Origin of the sequence: Marinomonas phycocola (genome assembly GCF_047525455.1) — a bacterium.
In the GTDB taxonomy this organism is placed as follows: Bacteria; Pseudomonadota; Gammaproteobacteria; order Pseudomonadales; family Marinomonadaceae; genus Marinomonas.
In genome coordinates this window covers 36,689-52,736 of sequence record NZ_JBLIXL010000002.1, presented here as the reverse complement: position 1 = coordinate 52,736, position 16,048 = coordinate 36,689, and the positions used below count along the sequence as shown (strand labels likewise).

The 16,048-nt window shown below is 40.6% G+C and carries 15 protein-coding genes; 6 read left to right on the top strand and 9 right to left on the bottom strand.

Annotation, left to right across the window (positions count from 1 at the left end; translation table 11 throughout):
- The first annotated feature begins 157 nt into the window (after positions 1-157).
- The 3 genes from ACMUMJ_RS02045 (at position 158) to ACMUMJ_RS02035 (ending at position 2,154) form a co-directional block, all read left to right on the top strand.
- Positions 158-580, top strand: coding sequence for a hypothetical protein (locus ACMUMJ_RS02045; protein ID WP_414677141.1), 423 nt, complete (start codon positions 158-160; stop codon positions 578-580).
- A gap of 520 nt (positions 581-1,100) precedes the next feature.
- Positions 1,101-1,580 carry a 6,7-dimethyl-8-ribityllumazine synthase gene (ribH, locus tag ACMUMJ_RS02040; protein ID WP_414677140.1) on the top strand — a complete coding sequence of 160 codons (480 nt, stop codon included), beginning with the start codon at positions 1,101-1,103 and terminating at the stop codon, positions 1,578-1,580.
- Between the two features lie 121 nt (positions 1,581-1,701).
- Positions 1,702-2,154: an MOSC domain-containing protein gene (locus tag ACMUMJ_RS02035; RefSeq protein WP_414677139.1), complete on the top strand. Its 453-nt coding sequence runs from the start codon at positions 1,702-1,704 to the stop codon at positions 2,152-2,154.
- 52 nt (positions 2,155-2,206) lie between these two features.
- Here ACMUMJ_RS02035 and lnt read toward each other — a convergent pair whose 3' ends face one another.
- The 5 genes from lnt to miaB all read right to left on the bottom strand — a co-directional run bounded on the left by lnt (position 2,207) and on the right by miaB (position 7,582).
- Positions 2,207-3,748, bottom strand: a complete 1,542-nt coding sequence (lnt, locus tag ACMUMJ_RS02030) for an apolipoprotein N-acyltransferase (protein ID WP_414677138.1) — start codon at positions 3,746-3,748, stop codon at positions 2,207-2,209.
- A 69-nt stretch (positions 3,749-3,817) separates the two neighbouring features.
- The gene (locus tag ACMUMJ_RS02025; RefSeq protein ID WP_414677137.1) at positions 3,818-4,681 is read right to left on the bottom strand and encodes a CorC family transporter; all 864 of its coding nucleotides are present in this window, start codon (positions 4,679-4,681) and stop codon (positions 3,818-3,820) included.
- 13 nt (positions 4,682-4,694) lie between these two features.
- Complete coding sequence (gene ybeY / locus ACMUMJ_RS02020; protein WP_414677136.1) at positions 4,695-5,159, bottom strand: rRNA maturation RNase YbeY; 465 nt, start codon at positions 5,157-5,159, stop codon at positions 4,695-4,697.
- Complete coding sequence (locus ACMUMJ_RS02015) at positions 5,159-6,148, bottom strand: PhoH family protein (RefSeq protein WP_414677312.1); 990 nt, start codon at positions 6,146-6,148, stop codon at positions 5,159-5,161. Before ACMUMJ_RS02015 ends, ybeY begins: the two co-directional genes overlap by 1 nt.
- An 84-nt stretch (positions 6,149-6,232) precedes the next feature.
- Positions 6,233-7,582, bottom strand: coding sequence for a tRNA (N6-isopentenyl adenosine(37)-C2)-methylthiotransferase MiaB (gene miaB / locus ACMUMJ_RS02010; RefSeq protein ID WP_414677135.1), 1,350 nt, complete (start codon positions 7,580-7,582; stop codon positions 6,233-6,235).
- 238 nt (positions 7,583-7,820) lie between these two features.
- Between miaB and ACMUMJ_RS02005 the strand changes: the two genes are divergently transcribed.
- Positions 7,821-8,531, top strand: coding sequence for a hypothetical protein (locus tag ACMUMJ_RS02005; protein WP_414677134.1), 711 nt, complete (start codon positions 7,821-7,823; stop codon positions 8,529-8,531).
- A gap of 31 nt (positions 8,532-8,562) precedes the next feature.
- Here the strand turns inward: ACMUMJ_RS02005 and ACMUMJ_RS02000 are convergent, their stop codons facing one another.
- Positions 8,563-9,018, bottom strand: a complete 456-nt coding sequence (locus ACMUMJ_RS02000) for an EVE domain-containing protein (RefSeq protein ID WP_414677133.1) — start codon at positions 9,016-9,018, stop codon at positions 8,563-8,565.
- Between the two features lie 505 nt (positions 9,019-9,523).
- Here ACMUMJ_RS02000 and ACMUMJ_RS01995 point away from each other — a divergent pair.
- Positions 9,524-10,447, top strand: a complete 924-nt coding sequence (locus ACMUMJ_RS01995; protein WP_414677132.1) for a histone deacetylase family protein — start codon at positions 9,524-9,526, stop codon at positions 10,445-10,447.
- Between the two features lie 57 nt (positions 10,448-10,504).
- Here ACMUMJ_RS01995 and ACMUMJ_RS01990 read toward each other — a convergent pair whose 3' ends face one another.
- From ACMUMJ_RS01990 to ACMUMJ_RS01980, 3 genes are read right to left on the bottom strand one after another with little or no spacing between them, the layout of a single operon-like run.
- Positions 10,505-11,176: an RluA family pseudouridine synthase gene (locus ACMUMJ_RS01990; RefSeq protein WP_414677131.1), complete on the bottom strand. Its 672-nt coding sequence runs from the start codon at positions 11,174-11,176 to the stop codon at positions 10,505-10,507.
- Entirely contained in the window at positions 11,176-13,998 is a 2,823-nt protein-coding gene (gene rapA, locus ACMUMJ_RS01985) for an RNA polymerase-associated protein RapA (protein WP_414677130.1), read from the bottom strand. The genes ACMUMJ_RS01990 and rapA overlap by 1 nt, the downstream gene beginning before the upstream one ends.
- A 22-nt stretch (positions 13,999-14,020) precedes the next feature.
- Entirely contained in the window at positions 14,021-14,644 is a 624-nt protein-coding gene (locus ACMUMJ_RS01980) for a YigZ family protein (RefSeq protein ID WP_414677129.1), read from the bottom strand.
- A gap of 60 nt (positions 14,645-14,704) precedes the next feature.
- On the opposite strand from ACMUMJ_RS01980, the gene ACMUMJ_RS01975 reads away from it, so the two are divergent.
- The gene (locus ACMUMJ_RS01975; protein WP_414677128.1) at positions 14,705-16,042 is read left to right on the top strand and encodes a DNA recombination protein RmuC; all 1,338 of its coding nucleotides are present in this window, start codon (positions 14,705-14,707) and stop codon (positions 16,040-16,042) included.
- Positions 16,043-16,048: the final 6 nt, after the last annotated feature.

Here is a 16,048-nt window from a genome sequence, read left to right as displayed (position 1 = left end):
TTTATTTATTCCCATGAACGACGAAAAAGTAACTTTACGCTAAACTAATAACTACACGTCTTTGAAAAGACGATTAGCGCAAGGTTAAATAAGTTTAAAAATACCCGTTATTTTATAGAGATACACGACTAATGAGAAGACAGATAAGGGGCTAGTTATGAATTCAGGTAAAAAAGATGACCCTAACAATACTGAAAACAGCAATTTAGTTGATGAAACGAAAAAAACGATAATTGGAGCTAAGAATTGGGTACTGGATGATGCTGAGTTAATGAAAAACTATTGGCATCACAAAATGGCTTATATGGAAGCATGGGTTGATGCAAATTGGAAGACCATCATGGCTCAAGGGCGACATGCCAAAGATGAGTTGGATGCAATAGAAGACATTGGTCTGCTTTGGTTGGTGGACAACATTAACCATAATCCAGTGCCATTAGCAGAATGTTATATTTCTGGTACAGAGTGTGAAAAAGGCCGCTATGTTTGTCTATCTTGTGAATACGAACAGGAGCTAGAAGATAACGCTGTACTGAAAGTCTGCCCTATTTGTCAATATGGGATTTTTTCAGGACATTGAACTTTCTATGTTCTGTTGGTCGGTATTTACACACACATAAATAGATTAAGTGTCATTGTTAATGGGGCTGCTTCTTGTATCTAGGTGGTCGTATTGTGATCCAATAAAAGACAGGGAGCGCTCTCTATTTTTGTACTAATTGATTGAAGTAATGTTTGCATCATTTGGGGGTGTTGAAAGTGGGCAAGACTCCTTTACTGATGGCTCTAAAATCGATGGTATAGCCAGTCATGAAGTGATCATTGGTATTCGTATTGCAATATAAAGATGTTAGTTACCCGTGATGTATTTGAAGAATAAGGGAAAAAAAGTAAGTTATTTATCCTAAATTTACCTACTGTCTTTTACTAAAACACAATTATGGTTGATTTTACGCTTGAGTTAATTGCTGGGTTTAGTATTCTCTCTGGCAGTATTTTGTAGTTGGGTGTCCCTGATTTTTATATGGTATAAATTCAGTTCAAAGATCTACAAAGCTTTAATAGTTTAATAGCCGAATGAATGGCTAGGAGCAAGCAGCGTGATTAAAGATTTAGAAGTTCAAAAAATCGATATAAACCAACCTGAGAAAATAAAAGTTGCGATTGTGCAAAGTACTTACCACCTTGAGTTGAATGAAAATATGGTGGAGTACTGTAAAGAAGTGCTGATGCTAAATGGTTTGTCTGAAGAGAACATTTCGGTTCATTTAGCACCAGGGACATGGGAAGTGCCGCTTCTTGCGAGAAAAGCCGCGAAATCTGGTCAGTACGACGCCATTGTTGCCTTTGCTATTATACTTCAGGGTGATACGTATCATTTCGATATGATTGCGAATGAAGTGGCCAGATCTCTTATGGAAACGTCTGTTGAATATTTGATCCCAGTTGGGTTTGAAATATTGGCGGTAAATAAGATGGAAGAAGCCATAGAAAGAGGGTCGAGGAACTCATTTAATAAAGGCATTGAAGCTGGGAACGCGATACTGCATACGCTTAATGGTCTTAGAGGAATAGAATAGCCTCAGTCACCTTGGTCAAATTAAGCATCTTGGATGCAGTATTTAATGATGGCTAGACGTTTCTTGTGAAATTTAAATGCTGCAACACTGAGTAACAGTCGCACACTCTAGGAGGTACAGTGTGATTCAAGCAATTTATGTTGCGAAAAAAGCAAAGCAAGCTCAAATCGGCATTGATGTGGTGAAAGTGGATGCAGGGAAAGGCATTGTTGGCGATAGAAATTATGGTAAATGCAATGAAGCTGGACTTAATATTACCTTTGTGGAAAGTGAAGAAATCGATGCGTTTAATACGAACTTTGGTCAACGTTTAGAGGCATTCTCAACGCGACGAAATATCGTTACGCAAGGGGTGCGGCTCAATCAATTAGTGGGTAAAGAATTTACCATTGGTGATGTTCGGTTTTTGGGTGTGGAGTTATGTGAGCCTTGTTCTTTTCTCGGTCGTTCTCTCGCGAGTGATTCTTTAACGGCTCCGCAAGTTGTTAAAGCGTGGATGCAGCGAGGTGGGTTAAGAGCGGATGTGTTAAGTACTGGCATTTTACGCGTTGGTATGGCAATAAAAGTATGGTAGGTAATTTAAAGCGCGCATATATGGCAATATTGGCACGGCTAAAACAATAACACTAATCAGGTTTCATCCTTGAATTCATAAAAAAAGCAGCGGTGTATAACATTACCATAATCAAAATTAAGCTTAACACTATAAGGTTTCCATACTTAACATAAGGTGTTATTCCTACTGTTGTTTTGACTGGTGCGGTGAGTGTTGTACGAACGAATTGAGGGGCCTGCGCTGTGATTTTTCCATGATGATCGATGATCGCGGAGATACCTGTATTGGTAGAACGAACCACATACCGACCAGACTCCTTGGCTCTAAATTGTGCAATTTGTAGGTGCTGAATAGGACCAATAGAGTCACCGAACCACCCATCATTACTTATAGTAATTAAAAAGTCGCTGTCTCTGACCAAAGAACGGACCAGCTCTGGGTAGACAATTTCATAACATATAAAGGCCGCCGCGCCCCATTCTCTCACTTGCAATACGGGCTGGTTTTTCTCTCCGGCACTGAATGTTGACATTGGCATACCAAATAAATCCAACAGTTTCCCAACGTAATCTGCAAAGGGGATGTACTCTCCAAAAGGAACTAAGCGCTGTTTGAAGTATAAGCCAAATCCTTCCCCCATTGCCCAAACACTATTGTGGTAGCGATTGTTTTCTTGGTTGTAATAAGGGATGCCCGTAATAAGGGTGGTGTTTGTTTCTAGCAGTGTTTTTTGAAAGGGCTTTAAATGATTACTGACTTGATGGTGTAAATAAGTAATGGCGGTTTCTGGCCAAATGACCAGATCACTGTCTAGGTTTTCAACTGTTGCTTGCTGGTAATACTCAAGAGATTTTACGGCTTGTTCTGTTAGCCATTTCTCTTCTTGTTTCAAGTTACCTTGGACGAGTGTTGTTTGGATGGTGTCTTTTTCACTGACCCATTGGGTATTTTGCTGAGATAAAAAGCTGCTTGATCCCCATAATCCAATGACACAGAACAGGCAAATAAGTTCTTTTTTCCATTGCAGCTGTTTGTTTTTAAAAAGAAAAATAGGGAGGCTGAAGCTCAATAAACAAACGAATGTTAATAGCCAAATACCGCCAATTGGAGAAAGTTCAAAAAGAGGGCTTTTTTCCATGCTGTAGCCAGCAAGTAGCCAAGGAAACCCTGTAAATAAATGACTTCTAAGGTATTCAGTAAATAGGAGAGTAAGCGATATGATAAAAGGCTTGGAAAGCATTGATACACGGGTGAAAAAATGAGAGCAAAGAAACCCCGCAAGAGCATAAAATGCAGAGAGGACAGTGATGAATGCAAAAGTAATTAGGACAGAAATGATCAGTCCAACTTGGCCGTAATTGGCTATGCTGACGTATATCCAAGAGGTGCCTGCTCCGAAATGCCCTAAACCAACGGAAAACCCCAGCCAAGCTGCATGCTTGTGTGAGATGGATTGGGTTTGTAACCACGAGAACCCTGCAATACTAACGGCAATGGCTGGCCAAAAAGCAAAAGGGGCAAAGGCAAAGACACCGAGGGCACCGCAAAAGACACCCAAAAAAAACAACCTTAAAAAACGTTTCTCCACAAAGGGTTGGAAAAGAGTGCGCATTTAAGGTTGTCCTATTAACAGTGTTACTTATTGAGTAACAAATTATTTAATCACGAATGAGGTGTAGAACTATTCTTTATCTAAAAGCTTTTCTACATGAAGTGTCTTCACTCTACGGCCATCAGACTTCATCACTTGGAATTTAAAGTTATCAATGACAATTTCTTCTCCACGTACAGGTACATGGCCAAACTGCTGAACTAAAATACCGCCAATCGTATCGAACTCTTCATCACTAAAGTTTACCTTGAAAAAGGCGTTAAAGTCGTCCACTTCACAAAGTGCAGGAACTATAAAAGAATCGGTTCCATCGAGAGGTTTGATATGTTCGTCATCGTGTTTGTCGGTTTCATCTTCAATCTCACCAACAATTTGTTCGAGTACATCTTCAATTGTTACAAGGCCAGAGACACTACCGTATTCGTCTAATACAATGGCCATATGATAACGTTTGGTGCGAAATTCATTCAAAAGAACATTAAGCCGTTTACTTTCAGGGATAAAGTTCGCTGGTCGTAATTGATTAAGAATGTCTTCAGTAGTGATTTCTGTGTCTTTAAACAATAGGGGCAATAGGTCTTTGGCAAGTAAAACACCAAGAATCTCGTCTGAGTCTTCACCAACAACAGGAAAGCGAGAGTGGGATGAATCAATTATTTTTCGAATGGTTGTTTTTGGATCATTGTCTGATTTGACTACAACCATTTGAGATGGAGGGATCATTATATCTCTGGCTTGAACTTCAGAGACTTCAAGTGCGCCTTCTACAATGGTAAATGCATCCCGATCAATAACTTCTGATGAAACTGCGGCTTCAAGTAAGTTGATGATGTCGTTACGACTCTTCGGTTCATCGTTAAAGGCTTGAGTTAAACGCTCAAACCAAGATTTTGGCTGTTGATCACCTGAGGTACTCGATCGATCTTCACTCATAATTTTTCTGATCTCACTCATTTATCAGATAGGGGTTGGGTATGCTAAAAAGTGTCAAAAGGTCAATCTCAATTGATTCCATCTCTTCAGCGTCTTCGTCATTTAAATGGTCATAGCCACGTAGGTGTAATATGCCATGAATAATAAGATGTGCCCAGTGATTCAAGACAGGTTTTTTTTGTTCAGAGGCTTCGTTTTCAACAATTTGTCGACAAACAACCAGATCGCCTAGTAAAGGCAGCTCTATTCCTTCAGGCGCTTCAAAAGGAAAAGACAGCACATTGGTTGGTTTGTCTTTACCTCTGTATTCATGATTTAAGGATTGGCTTTCCTCAATATCAACAATACGAATGGTAATTTCATATTCATCACCGCTTTGAGGCAGTGCTGCCTGTGCCCATTGAGCAAACTGGCCCTGAGTTGGTAAATGTTGAGTTTCTTCAGTTGCAATTTGTAAGTCTAACTCCAGTACCGGCATTATTTATCCTCAAGCGCTTGGAGTGCTGCTTTTTTCGCTTTGCGCTCTTCTTCTTGTTCTGCATCAAACACATCATAAGCTTCGACGATACGTTGAACGAGAGGGTGACGCACAACATCTGCAGAGCTGAAATGAGTCATGCTGATGCCTTTTACACTGCTTAAAACATGTACTGCATGAGCCAGACCTGACGAGGTTCCGCGAGGTAGATCCACTTGGGTTGTATCACCTGTGATCACAGCGGTTGAGCCAAAACCAATACGGGTGAGGAACATTTTCATTTGTTCTCTGGTTGTATTTTGGCTTTCGTCTAGAATGATAAAAGAATTATTCAGTGTTCGACCACGCATGAATGCTAAAGGAGCGATTTCAATAACATTCTTCTCAATGAGTTTTTCTACGACCTCAAAACCAATCATTTCGTACAGTGCGTCGTATAAAGGGCGAAGATACGGGTCAATTTTTTGTGCTAGGTCGCCTGGTAAAAAACCCAGTTTTTCACCAGCCTCTACGGCGGGTCTTACTAACATAATGCGTTCGACACGATCGCTCTCTAGCGCCTCAACGGCACACGCTACTGCAAGATACGTTTTACCTGTACCTGCTGGGCCAATACCAAAATTAATGTCGTTATTACGTATTTCTTTCACATAATTGTTTTGATTTGAGCCTTTTGGCTTTATGTGAGCTTTGCGGGTCTTAATGGTTTGGCTTTGCTGGTTGGGTTTGTCATTAAGAGAAGCTAAAGCGGACTCCTGAAGATACAAATGAATTGTTTCCCGGGTAACAATATTTTTTGCAATGGCTTCTCTGTAGAGATTCTCTAATAATATTTTAGTCGCACTAACTCTATCTGCGTACTTGCCTGAGATATCAAATAAATCTCCCATATAAGTAATTTGAACATCTAGGCGAGATTCAATTAACTTCATATTTTCATCAAGTTTACCGCACAGTGCCGCAAGTGCAGTCGCTTGTGAAGGGGACATACGTATTTGTTGTGAAATAAGAGTTTCCACGTGATTCCTTATATAATTAAGCGTGTAGGCTAATGGTTTAAATTAAGTTGCCTATTACAGATCAAAATCCGCTTCCAGTTCCGAATTAACCAGCTCTCCATGTAATGAATTGGGAGAAGTTTGAGTGATTAAAACATCGGCAAATTTTCCTACTAAACGAGGGTCTACAGTAGGGAAATTGACGAGTCTATTATTTTCACTTCTTCCTTGCATTCTTCCAGGATCTTTAGGGGAGAAACCACTAACCAATATGCGTTGCACTGAACCTAACATATTGGCGCTGATGTCAAAAGCGTGCTGAATTATACGGCGTTGTAAAATGGCTAAACGCTGTTTTTTGAGTTCTTCTGTTGTATCGTCTTCTAATTCAGCAGCGGGTGTTCCGGGACGCTGGCTATAAACGAAACTGAATGAGTTATCAAAGCCAATCTCTTGGATTAAATTCATTGTGTCTAGAAAGTCTTCTTCGGTTTCGCCTGGGAAGCCAATAATGAAATCAGATGAAATGCTGATTCCGGGGCGAGCTTCTTTAATACGGTTGATTTTATCTATGTAAGATTTACGATCATGCCCACGTTTCATGGCGGCCAGTATCTTATCTGAACCACTTTGAACAGGTAGATGTAAATGGCTAACAAGCTTAGGTTGCGTACGGAATGCTTCAATTAAACTGTCGGTAAATTCAACTGGGTGAGATGTGGTAAAGCGAATGCGTTGAACGCCATCAATTTCTGCAACGGCATGAATAATATCGGCAAGGTCGAGTTCACCATCCGCTTCTTCGGAGCGGTAAGCATTGACATTTTGTCCAAGAAGGTGAATTTCACGTACACCTTGCTCTGCCAATTGAGTTACTTCGTTCAAGATATCATGGAAAGGTCGGCTCACTTCCTCGCCTCTTGTATAAGGCACAACGCAGAATGTGCAATATTTACTACATCCTTCCATAATTGAGATATAAGCTTCAGCACCATCTACTTTTGGGGCAGGTAAATGGTCAAATTTTTCAATTTCAGGAAAAGTCACATCGGTAATAGGGATATGCTTGTGTGCTGCATTCACCATTTCTGGCAATTTATGCAATGTCTGAGGGCCAAATATCATATCGACATATTTTGCACGTTTACGGATTGCGTCACCTTCTTGACTGGCAACACAACCACCGACACCGATAACAAGATCAGGATTTTTATCTTTCAATTTTTTCCATCGACCTAGCTGATGGTAGACCTTGTCCTGTGCTTTTTCTCGAATAGAGCAGGTGTTGAGAAGCAATACATCGGCTTCATTTGCATCTTGAGTGATTTCCATTTCATGGCTGTCGCCTAATAAATCGGCCATTCTAGACGAGTCGTACTCGTTCATTTGGCAGCCATGAGTTTGAATAAAAAGTTTTTTTGCCATGTAGTTTATAACCTGAAATAAATTGTCATTTTGACGTTATGGCCATTATATTGAGCTTTGGCTAGTATGCCCAGAGCTTGGCTGAAAAGTCCTTATTAAATTGATAATTTGTTATTAATAGGTGGTTTCGTATTACTTAAAGCATCATATTAAAGGCATTATGATATTTTTAGGAGACTGGCGTTCTATTTAAATTCATTCCACAATACGGTGCATGACAATTAAATGGAATCTTTTAATGAAAAGCAAAGTACTCTTTCACCTAGCTCTGATTGGTTTTTTGGCCGTTAATGGTTCGCTATTAAGTGCGAATGAAGTAAAAAAAGAAAAAAATCTTCCTAATTTTGAGGCCGGTATCAGTGCTGGTTTGTTGTCAGCAGAACAGCTATATGGTTTAGACGTGACGATCAATATGCCGATTACTCATATTTTGACGACACAATTTTTAATTAACAGTGACTACTTGGTTGCCAATCGGTCTCAGAATAGTTATTCCCAATCAGAAGTGGTAGGAAATGTGTTTTTACGTAATGATGGGGGGAAGTTAGGTGCTGGGGTGGGTTATAAAGAAAGAAAGCCCAATGAAGAGGAGCTGGATAAAGAAAGCAGTACGACATTAACTTTTTATGGCGATCTTTATTTTGGTGATTTGACGGTTGGAATCTCCGAAACAGAATATGAAGAAAATATTGCTACTTTTACTGGCCAATCGGTGGGGGTCGCTTACTATATTAACCCTAATGAGAAGTTTTTCTTAAGGAAAGATAAAATTAATCGTGGTGATGTTTGGGTTCTCGGTGTTGGTCTTCAGCCTAAAAAACTCTCTAATCAGGTCGGTTTACAGCTTTCGATAGAAAGAGGGAAAGAGTCCTTTTATCTCGGTTTAGGCATTAACTATTATTTTGACACGGCGATTTCATTGCAAAGACGAGACAGAGACTATCGCTAGCACGGCATGACTGAGATTGTAGTGCAAGCAGTCAGTTAGATTGAGTCTGGCGATTTATTAAGTGCCATTCTATTTCGTTAATAGGCATAACGGAGAGGCGGTTACCTTTCTTTAATAAGGCCATACTTTCTAATTCAGGATTTTCTTTTAAACTCGCTAATGTTAGGGTGGTAGAGAATTGACGGACAAATTCAATGTCTACCATAAACCATTTAGGGTTTTCCGGTGACGACTTTGGATCAAAGTAATTACTACTTGGGTCCCACGATGTGTGGTCTGGATAGGCTTCTTTGATAACTTGAGCTATGCCAACAATGCCGATTTTTTTACAACTTGAATGATAGAAAAATACTTGATCGCCATTACTCATGTTTTTCATATGATTGCGAGCTTGGTAGTTCCTAACCCCATCCCACGACGTCGGTTGTTTTTTTAAATCATCAATTGAAAAGGTGTCGGGTTCAGACTTCATTAACCAATAGTTCATTTTTTCACCTAAAAGTTGCATTTTGAGACAGATTTTATATTTCAGATTCAGTTTACTCAATCTACAATGTAAATACAGGTCTAGTGTGTGCTCCCACTAAACTTGTCTTACATTAGATTTAGGAATTATGGGTCAATTTGCTAGCAAAGAATTTTCAGTTTTAGAAAAGGAATCGAAAGATGATCTTCTAGATTTGAGTACCCAGATGAGTCGGTGCAACTAAATGCAGCAGCCTATATACATAATATGGGAATGGCAGTGGCGTTAAAGTTTGAAGAAGATCTCCCATGTTGTAAAAAGCCATCTCGAAACACCCAATAATGGGAGCTCAATTGTTGAACAAACATGAAGGTTGAGAGCATGCAGTTGAGATTGTACGCTCCAATGAAGAACCGTTTGATGGTAATGGTTTTTCTCCTAATTTCATTGAGTTGTTTAATGGAGCGGTTCGTAAATTGCTTGTTGCTAAGCAGTCAGTAGTAAGCGAACCTATATTGCGCTTTTCGTGAGCATTGTTATGTTACCTCTTGTTTACCATTCTAATTACAGCATTCCTTTCCCTGATGGTCATCGGTTTCCAATGGGGAAGTTTGCCTTTTTAGCAGACCACTTAACCGACATTGGTTTGCTAACTAATCAAAATCATTTTATTCCTGGTCCTTTGTCTCTGGCTTTATTGATGAGAGTGCATGAACCCCAGTATGTGCAGCGTTTTATTCGAGGCCAATTATCCTCGAAAGAAGAAAGAGAGATAGGTCTACCTTGGTCAGAATGGCTTGTTGAAAGAACGTTAAGGGCTGTTTCAGGGACAGTATTAACGGCTGAATTGGCTTATAGGTATGGGTTAGCATGTCATTTAGCTGGAGGAACGCATCATGCTCACCCGTCTTATGGCTCGGGGTTCTGTATTTTTAACGATTTGGCTGTGGCGGCAACATCTATGTTGGAGCAAGGAAAAGCGCACAATATTATGATTTTAGATTGTGATGTACATCAAGGCGATGGCACGGCGATGTTTTTTTCCGATCATAAGCAAGTGATACCAGTATCATGGCACTGTGAAGAAAATTATCCGCCTCAAAAGGAATTGTCTGGGGTTAACATATCAATCCCTAAAGGTACAAAAGATGAACAATATCTTGCGATTTTGTCATCGTCTTTACCTGAGCTTCTAGAGCAGCATAGACCCGATTTTATTTTTTATGATGCGGGTGTTGATGTGCATAAAGACGACCGATTAGGGTATGTAGAATTAACAGATAAAGGGATTTACGAACGGGATTTTTACATTCTTAAAACGTGTCGAAAGTTAAATATTCCAGTCGCAGTTGTGATTGGTGGAGGATATGATAGGGATGAAATGTGTGTGGCTAAGCGGCATAGTTTGGTGCATCAAGCCGCTTATGATGTTTTGCAGTTTGAGCGGTAAGCTCTATGTTATCAATGCTGTGTTTCTGTCTGTACTTATTTTTACATCTTTATAAATTTAAAAAGGGCAGGGCGAAATAAATTTTACCCATGCTTTGGTAAAGGGGTGGTGGAACTCTAATCGGTAAGCATGCAGTAATAAGCGTTCATCTGTATTATCAATGTCTTTATCATAGAATTCGTCACCCACAATAGCATGACCAATACTTTGCATGTGCACTCTTAACTGGTGTGATCTTCCTGTAATTGGAAACAATTGTACTCGAAAATGGTCCGATTCTTTATGTAGAACCTTCCATCGAGTTTCTGCTGGCTTTCCCCATGCTTTACAGACTTGTTGTCTTGGTCGATTTGGCCAATCACAGCGAAGCGGCTTTTTGATAATGCCATGATCGCCAAAGAAAGGGCCGCGAACAACGGCACGGTATTCTTTTTCAACGATACGCTCCCGGAAGTGTTCAGATAATCGACGATGACATTCTAAGGTTTTTGCCACCAGTATTAACCCAGATGTTGCATAATCTAAGCGGTGAACGGCATGAGCCTCTCCAAAATGAAGCTGCGCTCGATAAATAATAGAATCCTGTTTATCTGCTCCTCGACCGGGAACCGATAAACAGTTTTCTGGTTTATTGATGACAGAGAACCATTCGTCTTCATAGAGCACCTCTAGTGCCAGCGTTGGCATTAAAGGTGCTGATATGGGGGCTGGTTTAGACGCTATGCTCATTAAGGTTTTGTTGTCAAAATGACACGAATGGCGTCAAGTCTAATTGTGTATTCGTCGATGCGTTTTAAGCCTTCGTTTAGATTATTTTCAAGTTGCTCAAGTTCGCCAGAAGACACTTCTTCATTGTGCTTTTGCAACTCATTTAAACGGTCAATTTCGCTCTGCCACTGGTGCTGATAATCTTGCTTAGCGGCTTTAATAATAGGGCGAGCTTGATCTTGAGCGTTAAGCTGATGGCTTTGTAATACCTCTAGTAAGTCCTTGCGTAAAGCAGCAACCCATTGCTCTGCGACTCTATTCGGGACGCCTTTTAATTTATCGGCCCATTTGTCCGCGGTAAACTGCTTGTGTAAAAATTTGCCGCTTGAATCCGATAGTTGCCACATTGGTGTAATAGGCAAGGATTGGCTGAGTTTTAGTCGAGGATGTGCATTGGCTTCAATCACAAACATACTTTCAATCAGTACCGTACCTTCTGGTAAAGCACCGATTGGCAGGGTGGCGGATGTCAAACGACCGGATTCAAACATCTGAACTTCGTCCATCAACATGGTTATTAGAGGGTGTTCCCATGTAGCAAAAGCAACGTCTTCTCTTTGGCTTGCTTGACGACGGTCTAGCATGAGCATTTTACCTTCTTCTTCAATACCTGGAAGGGCTTCAATCATCATGTCGGTAGAGGGTCTAAGAAACCATGCGCTCTTATCTTCGGTATCGTCAATACACTCAGCATAAATATTAAAGGCATGAGTAACATCTTCAATGTATTTATGCAGGCCTTTGGTAGCGGTGTCTTCGATATTTTGAATAAGCTCTTGTGCTTTTTCAGGGCGGCAAGAAGTCATTTCAAGTAAACGATTCCTACCTTCTTCCATCTGTTTTAAAAGCGCTTCATGATAGGTGTGGGCTTCTTCTAATAGAGTTTCATCATCGTCATGGCCTAATAGATAGCTCTTTAGCTGTTCTGCAAAGGTGTGATTGACTTGGTCGCCATTTGATGTTGTGCGGCAAAATGCATTTAGCCCCTTGTTGTACCAGTTAAACAACCTTTCCTGCATGCTGTCTTTTAAATAAGGGATATGAACATGGACATCATGAGTCTGGCCTAAACGATCCAATCGACCAATACGCTGCTCTAGCAAATCTGGGTGTTCAGGTAAATCATACATTACCAAGTCATGACTAAACTGGAAATTGCGGCCTTCACTACCAATTTCTGAGCAAATCAGTATTTGGGCACCTTCAGGATCAGCAAAATACGCTGCGGCTCTGTCTCGGTGGATCAACGGCATTTGTTCATGGAAGTCTGCACTTTGAAAACCAGCGAAATTAAGTTGCTCGCTTAGCCACTGAGCTATATCTGCACTGTGACAAATGACGAGAACTTTATCTGCTTGGCATTCTAAGAACTCTTTTAACCAAATCCACCTAGGGTCGTAAGCCCATAACGAACTGTCAACATCCGTTTGAGGGTAAGGGTGATTTTTAGCGCCCGCGTAAATGTCTGTCGTTTCTAAAGGGTAATCAGTGAGTTTTCGTTTGGGAAAGCCACCAATAGCAGAGCGAGTGTTACGGAATACTTCACGGCCTGTACCATGTTGATCAATCAGCCAATCAATTGCATCCAAAGCCGCTTGAGTTAATGTTTCCCCTTGAATGTTTTGGTTGAGTGCTTCAAACCAATCTTTTCCTATAACTTGGGATAAATAGTTACCAAAGGCTATCGACCAATTTGGTTCCTCAGCAAGGGTTTTGCCTTGAGATAATGGAAGTAAAATTTCTGCTAAATTGGCCGCATTCTGAAACTCGCTTTTTTGATCTTTATAACGTGCAAAATCGTAATAATGATCAGGATCGAGAAGTTGTAAGCGGGAGAAATGCTCTTCTTCGCCCGTTTGCTCTGGTGTGGCACTGAGTAATAATAAAGATTCAGACATATTTGCTAGCAGGGCGGCGGCTTGGTAATCCTGACTGGGATTTTCAGGATGCCAGCTAAGATGATGTGCTTCGTCTATCACTACCATATCCCATTCAGCACTCAACATATCTTGCAATGCACGAGGGTGTTGTGATGCCCATTCTAGTGGAGCAATAACAAGGGGTTGTTGTTCAAACGGGTTGTCATCGTCTTCGTACAGTGTTTCATAGACAGATTCGTTGATTAAGGCAAAGTGCTGGTGGAAGCGTCTTAGCATTTCAACTAACCATTGGTGTTGAAGGTTCGTTGGAGTCAAGATTAATGCTCGTTTACACATGCCATTAAGCATTCTGTGGTGAAGAATTAATCCTGCTTCTAATGTCTTGCCTAGGCCAACTTCATCGCATAGCAATGCTCTGGCAACTGGACGATTGGCGATTTCATGGGCAAGGTAAATTTGGTGAGGGAGCAACTCGGCTTTTAACCCCATTAACCCTTTTACTTGCGATGAAGCTAAACGACCTTGATGTTCCAATGTGTGTCTGCGCAAATCAAACCACATACGACGAGCTGGAGAAATGGATAGGATGGCATCCAGCTCATTTTTGTCGTTTCGAGGGAACTGGATAATGGTCTCTTCCAACCAGTCATCGCCAATATAATATTCATGCAATCCATCGATTTCACGTACTTCTTCGATAATATACGGATCATCGTGAAAAAGAAGTTCGTCTCCTACTGTGAGAGTGCGACGGACTAGGCTAGTTTGGCTAACAGAGTAATGACGGTCTGTTTCCGCATCAGGGAAGTGTAGAGTAAATGATTTGCTCTGTAATTCAACAATAATACCGATACCGAGGTCTGTCTCGTTACGGCTACTCCATCTTTGTCCAATTTGATACATAGTTATTAATAATCCAATCTAGTTATTTGTTGTCTAATTCAGGTTCAATAAAAATAATGCTGCCTTGACCCATGTTCTCAAGCGCGGTTTTTTGTTCTGCCCATGAGTTAGGTATGACGCCTAACTCAATAATAATGTCAGCATCAAAGTGTTTTTTTAGCACTTCGATATCGCTGTGTTCTAACCAATATTCTACTTTGCCTAATAAAGAATAGGATACTTTTATGGATACTGCGTTACGTGGATAAATTTCTTCTGTTAGTGCTTGGCTTAGTGCTTCTTGAACTGCTTGACTGTATGCACGAACTAAACCGCCAGCGCCTAACTTTACGCCACCAAAATACCGTGTGACGACGATGGTCGTTTCACCAAAATTTGAATGTTGTAACACGTTTAGCATTGGTTTTCCTGCCGTGCCTTTTGGTTCTCCGTCGTCACTTTGATCCCATAAGTGCGCGTTATTTGGTGTGCCTGCGGCAAACGCCCAACAGTGGTGGTTTGCATCGGGGTATTTGCTGCGTATGCTTTCGATAAAGGCTTTTGCCTCTTGTCGACCACGCGTGCGTTTTATACGAGTAATGAATTGACTGTTTTTGATAACAAGGTCAAAGCGTTGTTCTTCTATTGGGCTTAGGTAGTAATCCATGTAAACTTGTTATCTATTGTTTTCTATAAGTTTTTTAAATACAGAAGGGTAGGTAATATCATGACAGATTGGCTTGAGCCTGCACTATGGAGCCTTTTAGGCTTTTGTTTAGGGGCCGTGATCGTCTCTTTTGTAGCGTACTCTATTGTACAGTCAATCAGGCGGCAGTGGCAGCAAGAAGCGGAAAAAAGCCAAAAATTATCTAATAATTATGTGCAATTATTACAACAGACTCGAGAGCAAATACATGTAATGGAAAAAGAGGCCATTATGCTTGAGCAGCAGTTTGCTTCCGCTCAAGCGGTATGGCAGGAAAAGGAAGTGTTTTACCAAGCTCAAAAGCGTCAATCTGAGGTGGAGTTTAAGCAATTAGCTCAAGATATTATCAGTCAGCAGAGTCAAAAGCTTGCGGCGGAAAATGAAAAGCAAATTACCTCTTTACTGGAACCTCTCGGGAATAAAATACACTCTTTTCAGCAACGAGTAGAACAAAACTACAGTGACGAAGCAAAAGAGCGTTTTTCTCTTATTAAAGAAATTAAGGGCTTACAGCAGCTTAACCAAAAAATCAGTGATGATGCGATGAATCTTACTGATGCATTAAAAGGGCAAAATAAAATTCAAGGAGGATGGGGGGAGGTCATACTGGAGCGAATATTAGAGCGCTCAGGTCTTGAAAAAGGACGTGAATATGATGTACAGGTTTCTCTAAAAACAGAAGCAGGGAAGCGTTATCAGCCTGATGTGGTTATTTATCTGCCTGATGGAAAACAAGTGATTGTGGACTCTAAAATGGTGCTTGTCAGTTATTTATCTTACGTTGAAGCGGAGTCAGAAGAGGAAAGAAGTCGAGCATTAAAGCAGCATTTAGAAGCGGTTAGACGACATGTGAAAGACTTAAGCTCCAAGGAGTATCATAATCTAGAAGGGGTGACTTCGTTGGATTTTGTTCTGTTGTTTATTCCTATTGAGGCCGCCTTTGGGCTAGCTCTTCAAGGAGATAATGGATTATTCAGTGAGGCGTTCGAACATAATATCATTATTGTTGGGCCATCTAATCTATTAGCGACGTTACGAACCATTCAAAATATATGGAGAAATGAAAAGCAGAGCCAAAATGCCATGGAGATAGCCAAACAGGCAGGTGCAATGTACGACAAATTTGTTGGTTTTGTTGATGATATGGAAGACGTTGGTCAAAAGGTGCAGCAGGTGAATCGCAGCTACGACAACGCGATGAAAAAACTCACAACAGGGCGAGGCAATTTAATTAATAGAGCTGAGCAGCTTAGGATTCTGGGAGCAAAAACAAATAAGCAGCTTTCGCCAAAGATACAAGAGGATAACGGCTCTCATATTGTTGATCAAAAAAACAGTAGACCTCTTTCTAACGAGTAAGCGCTT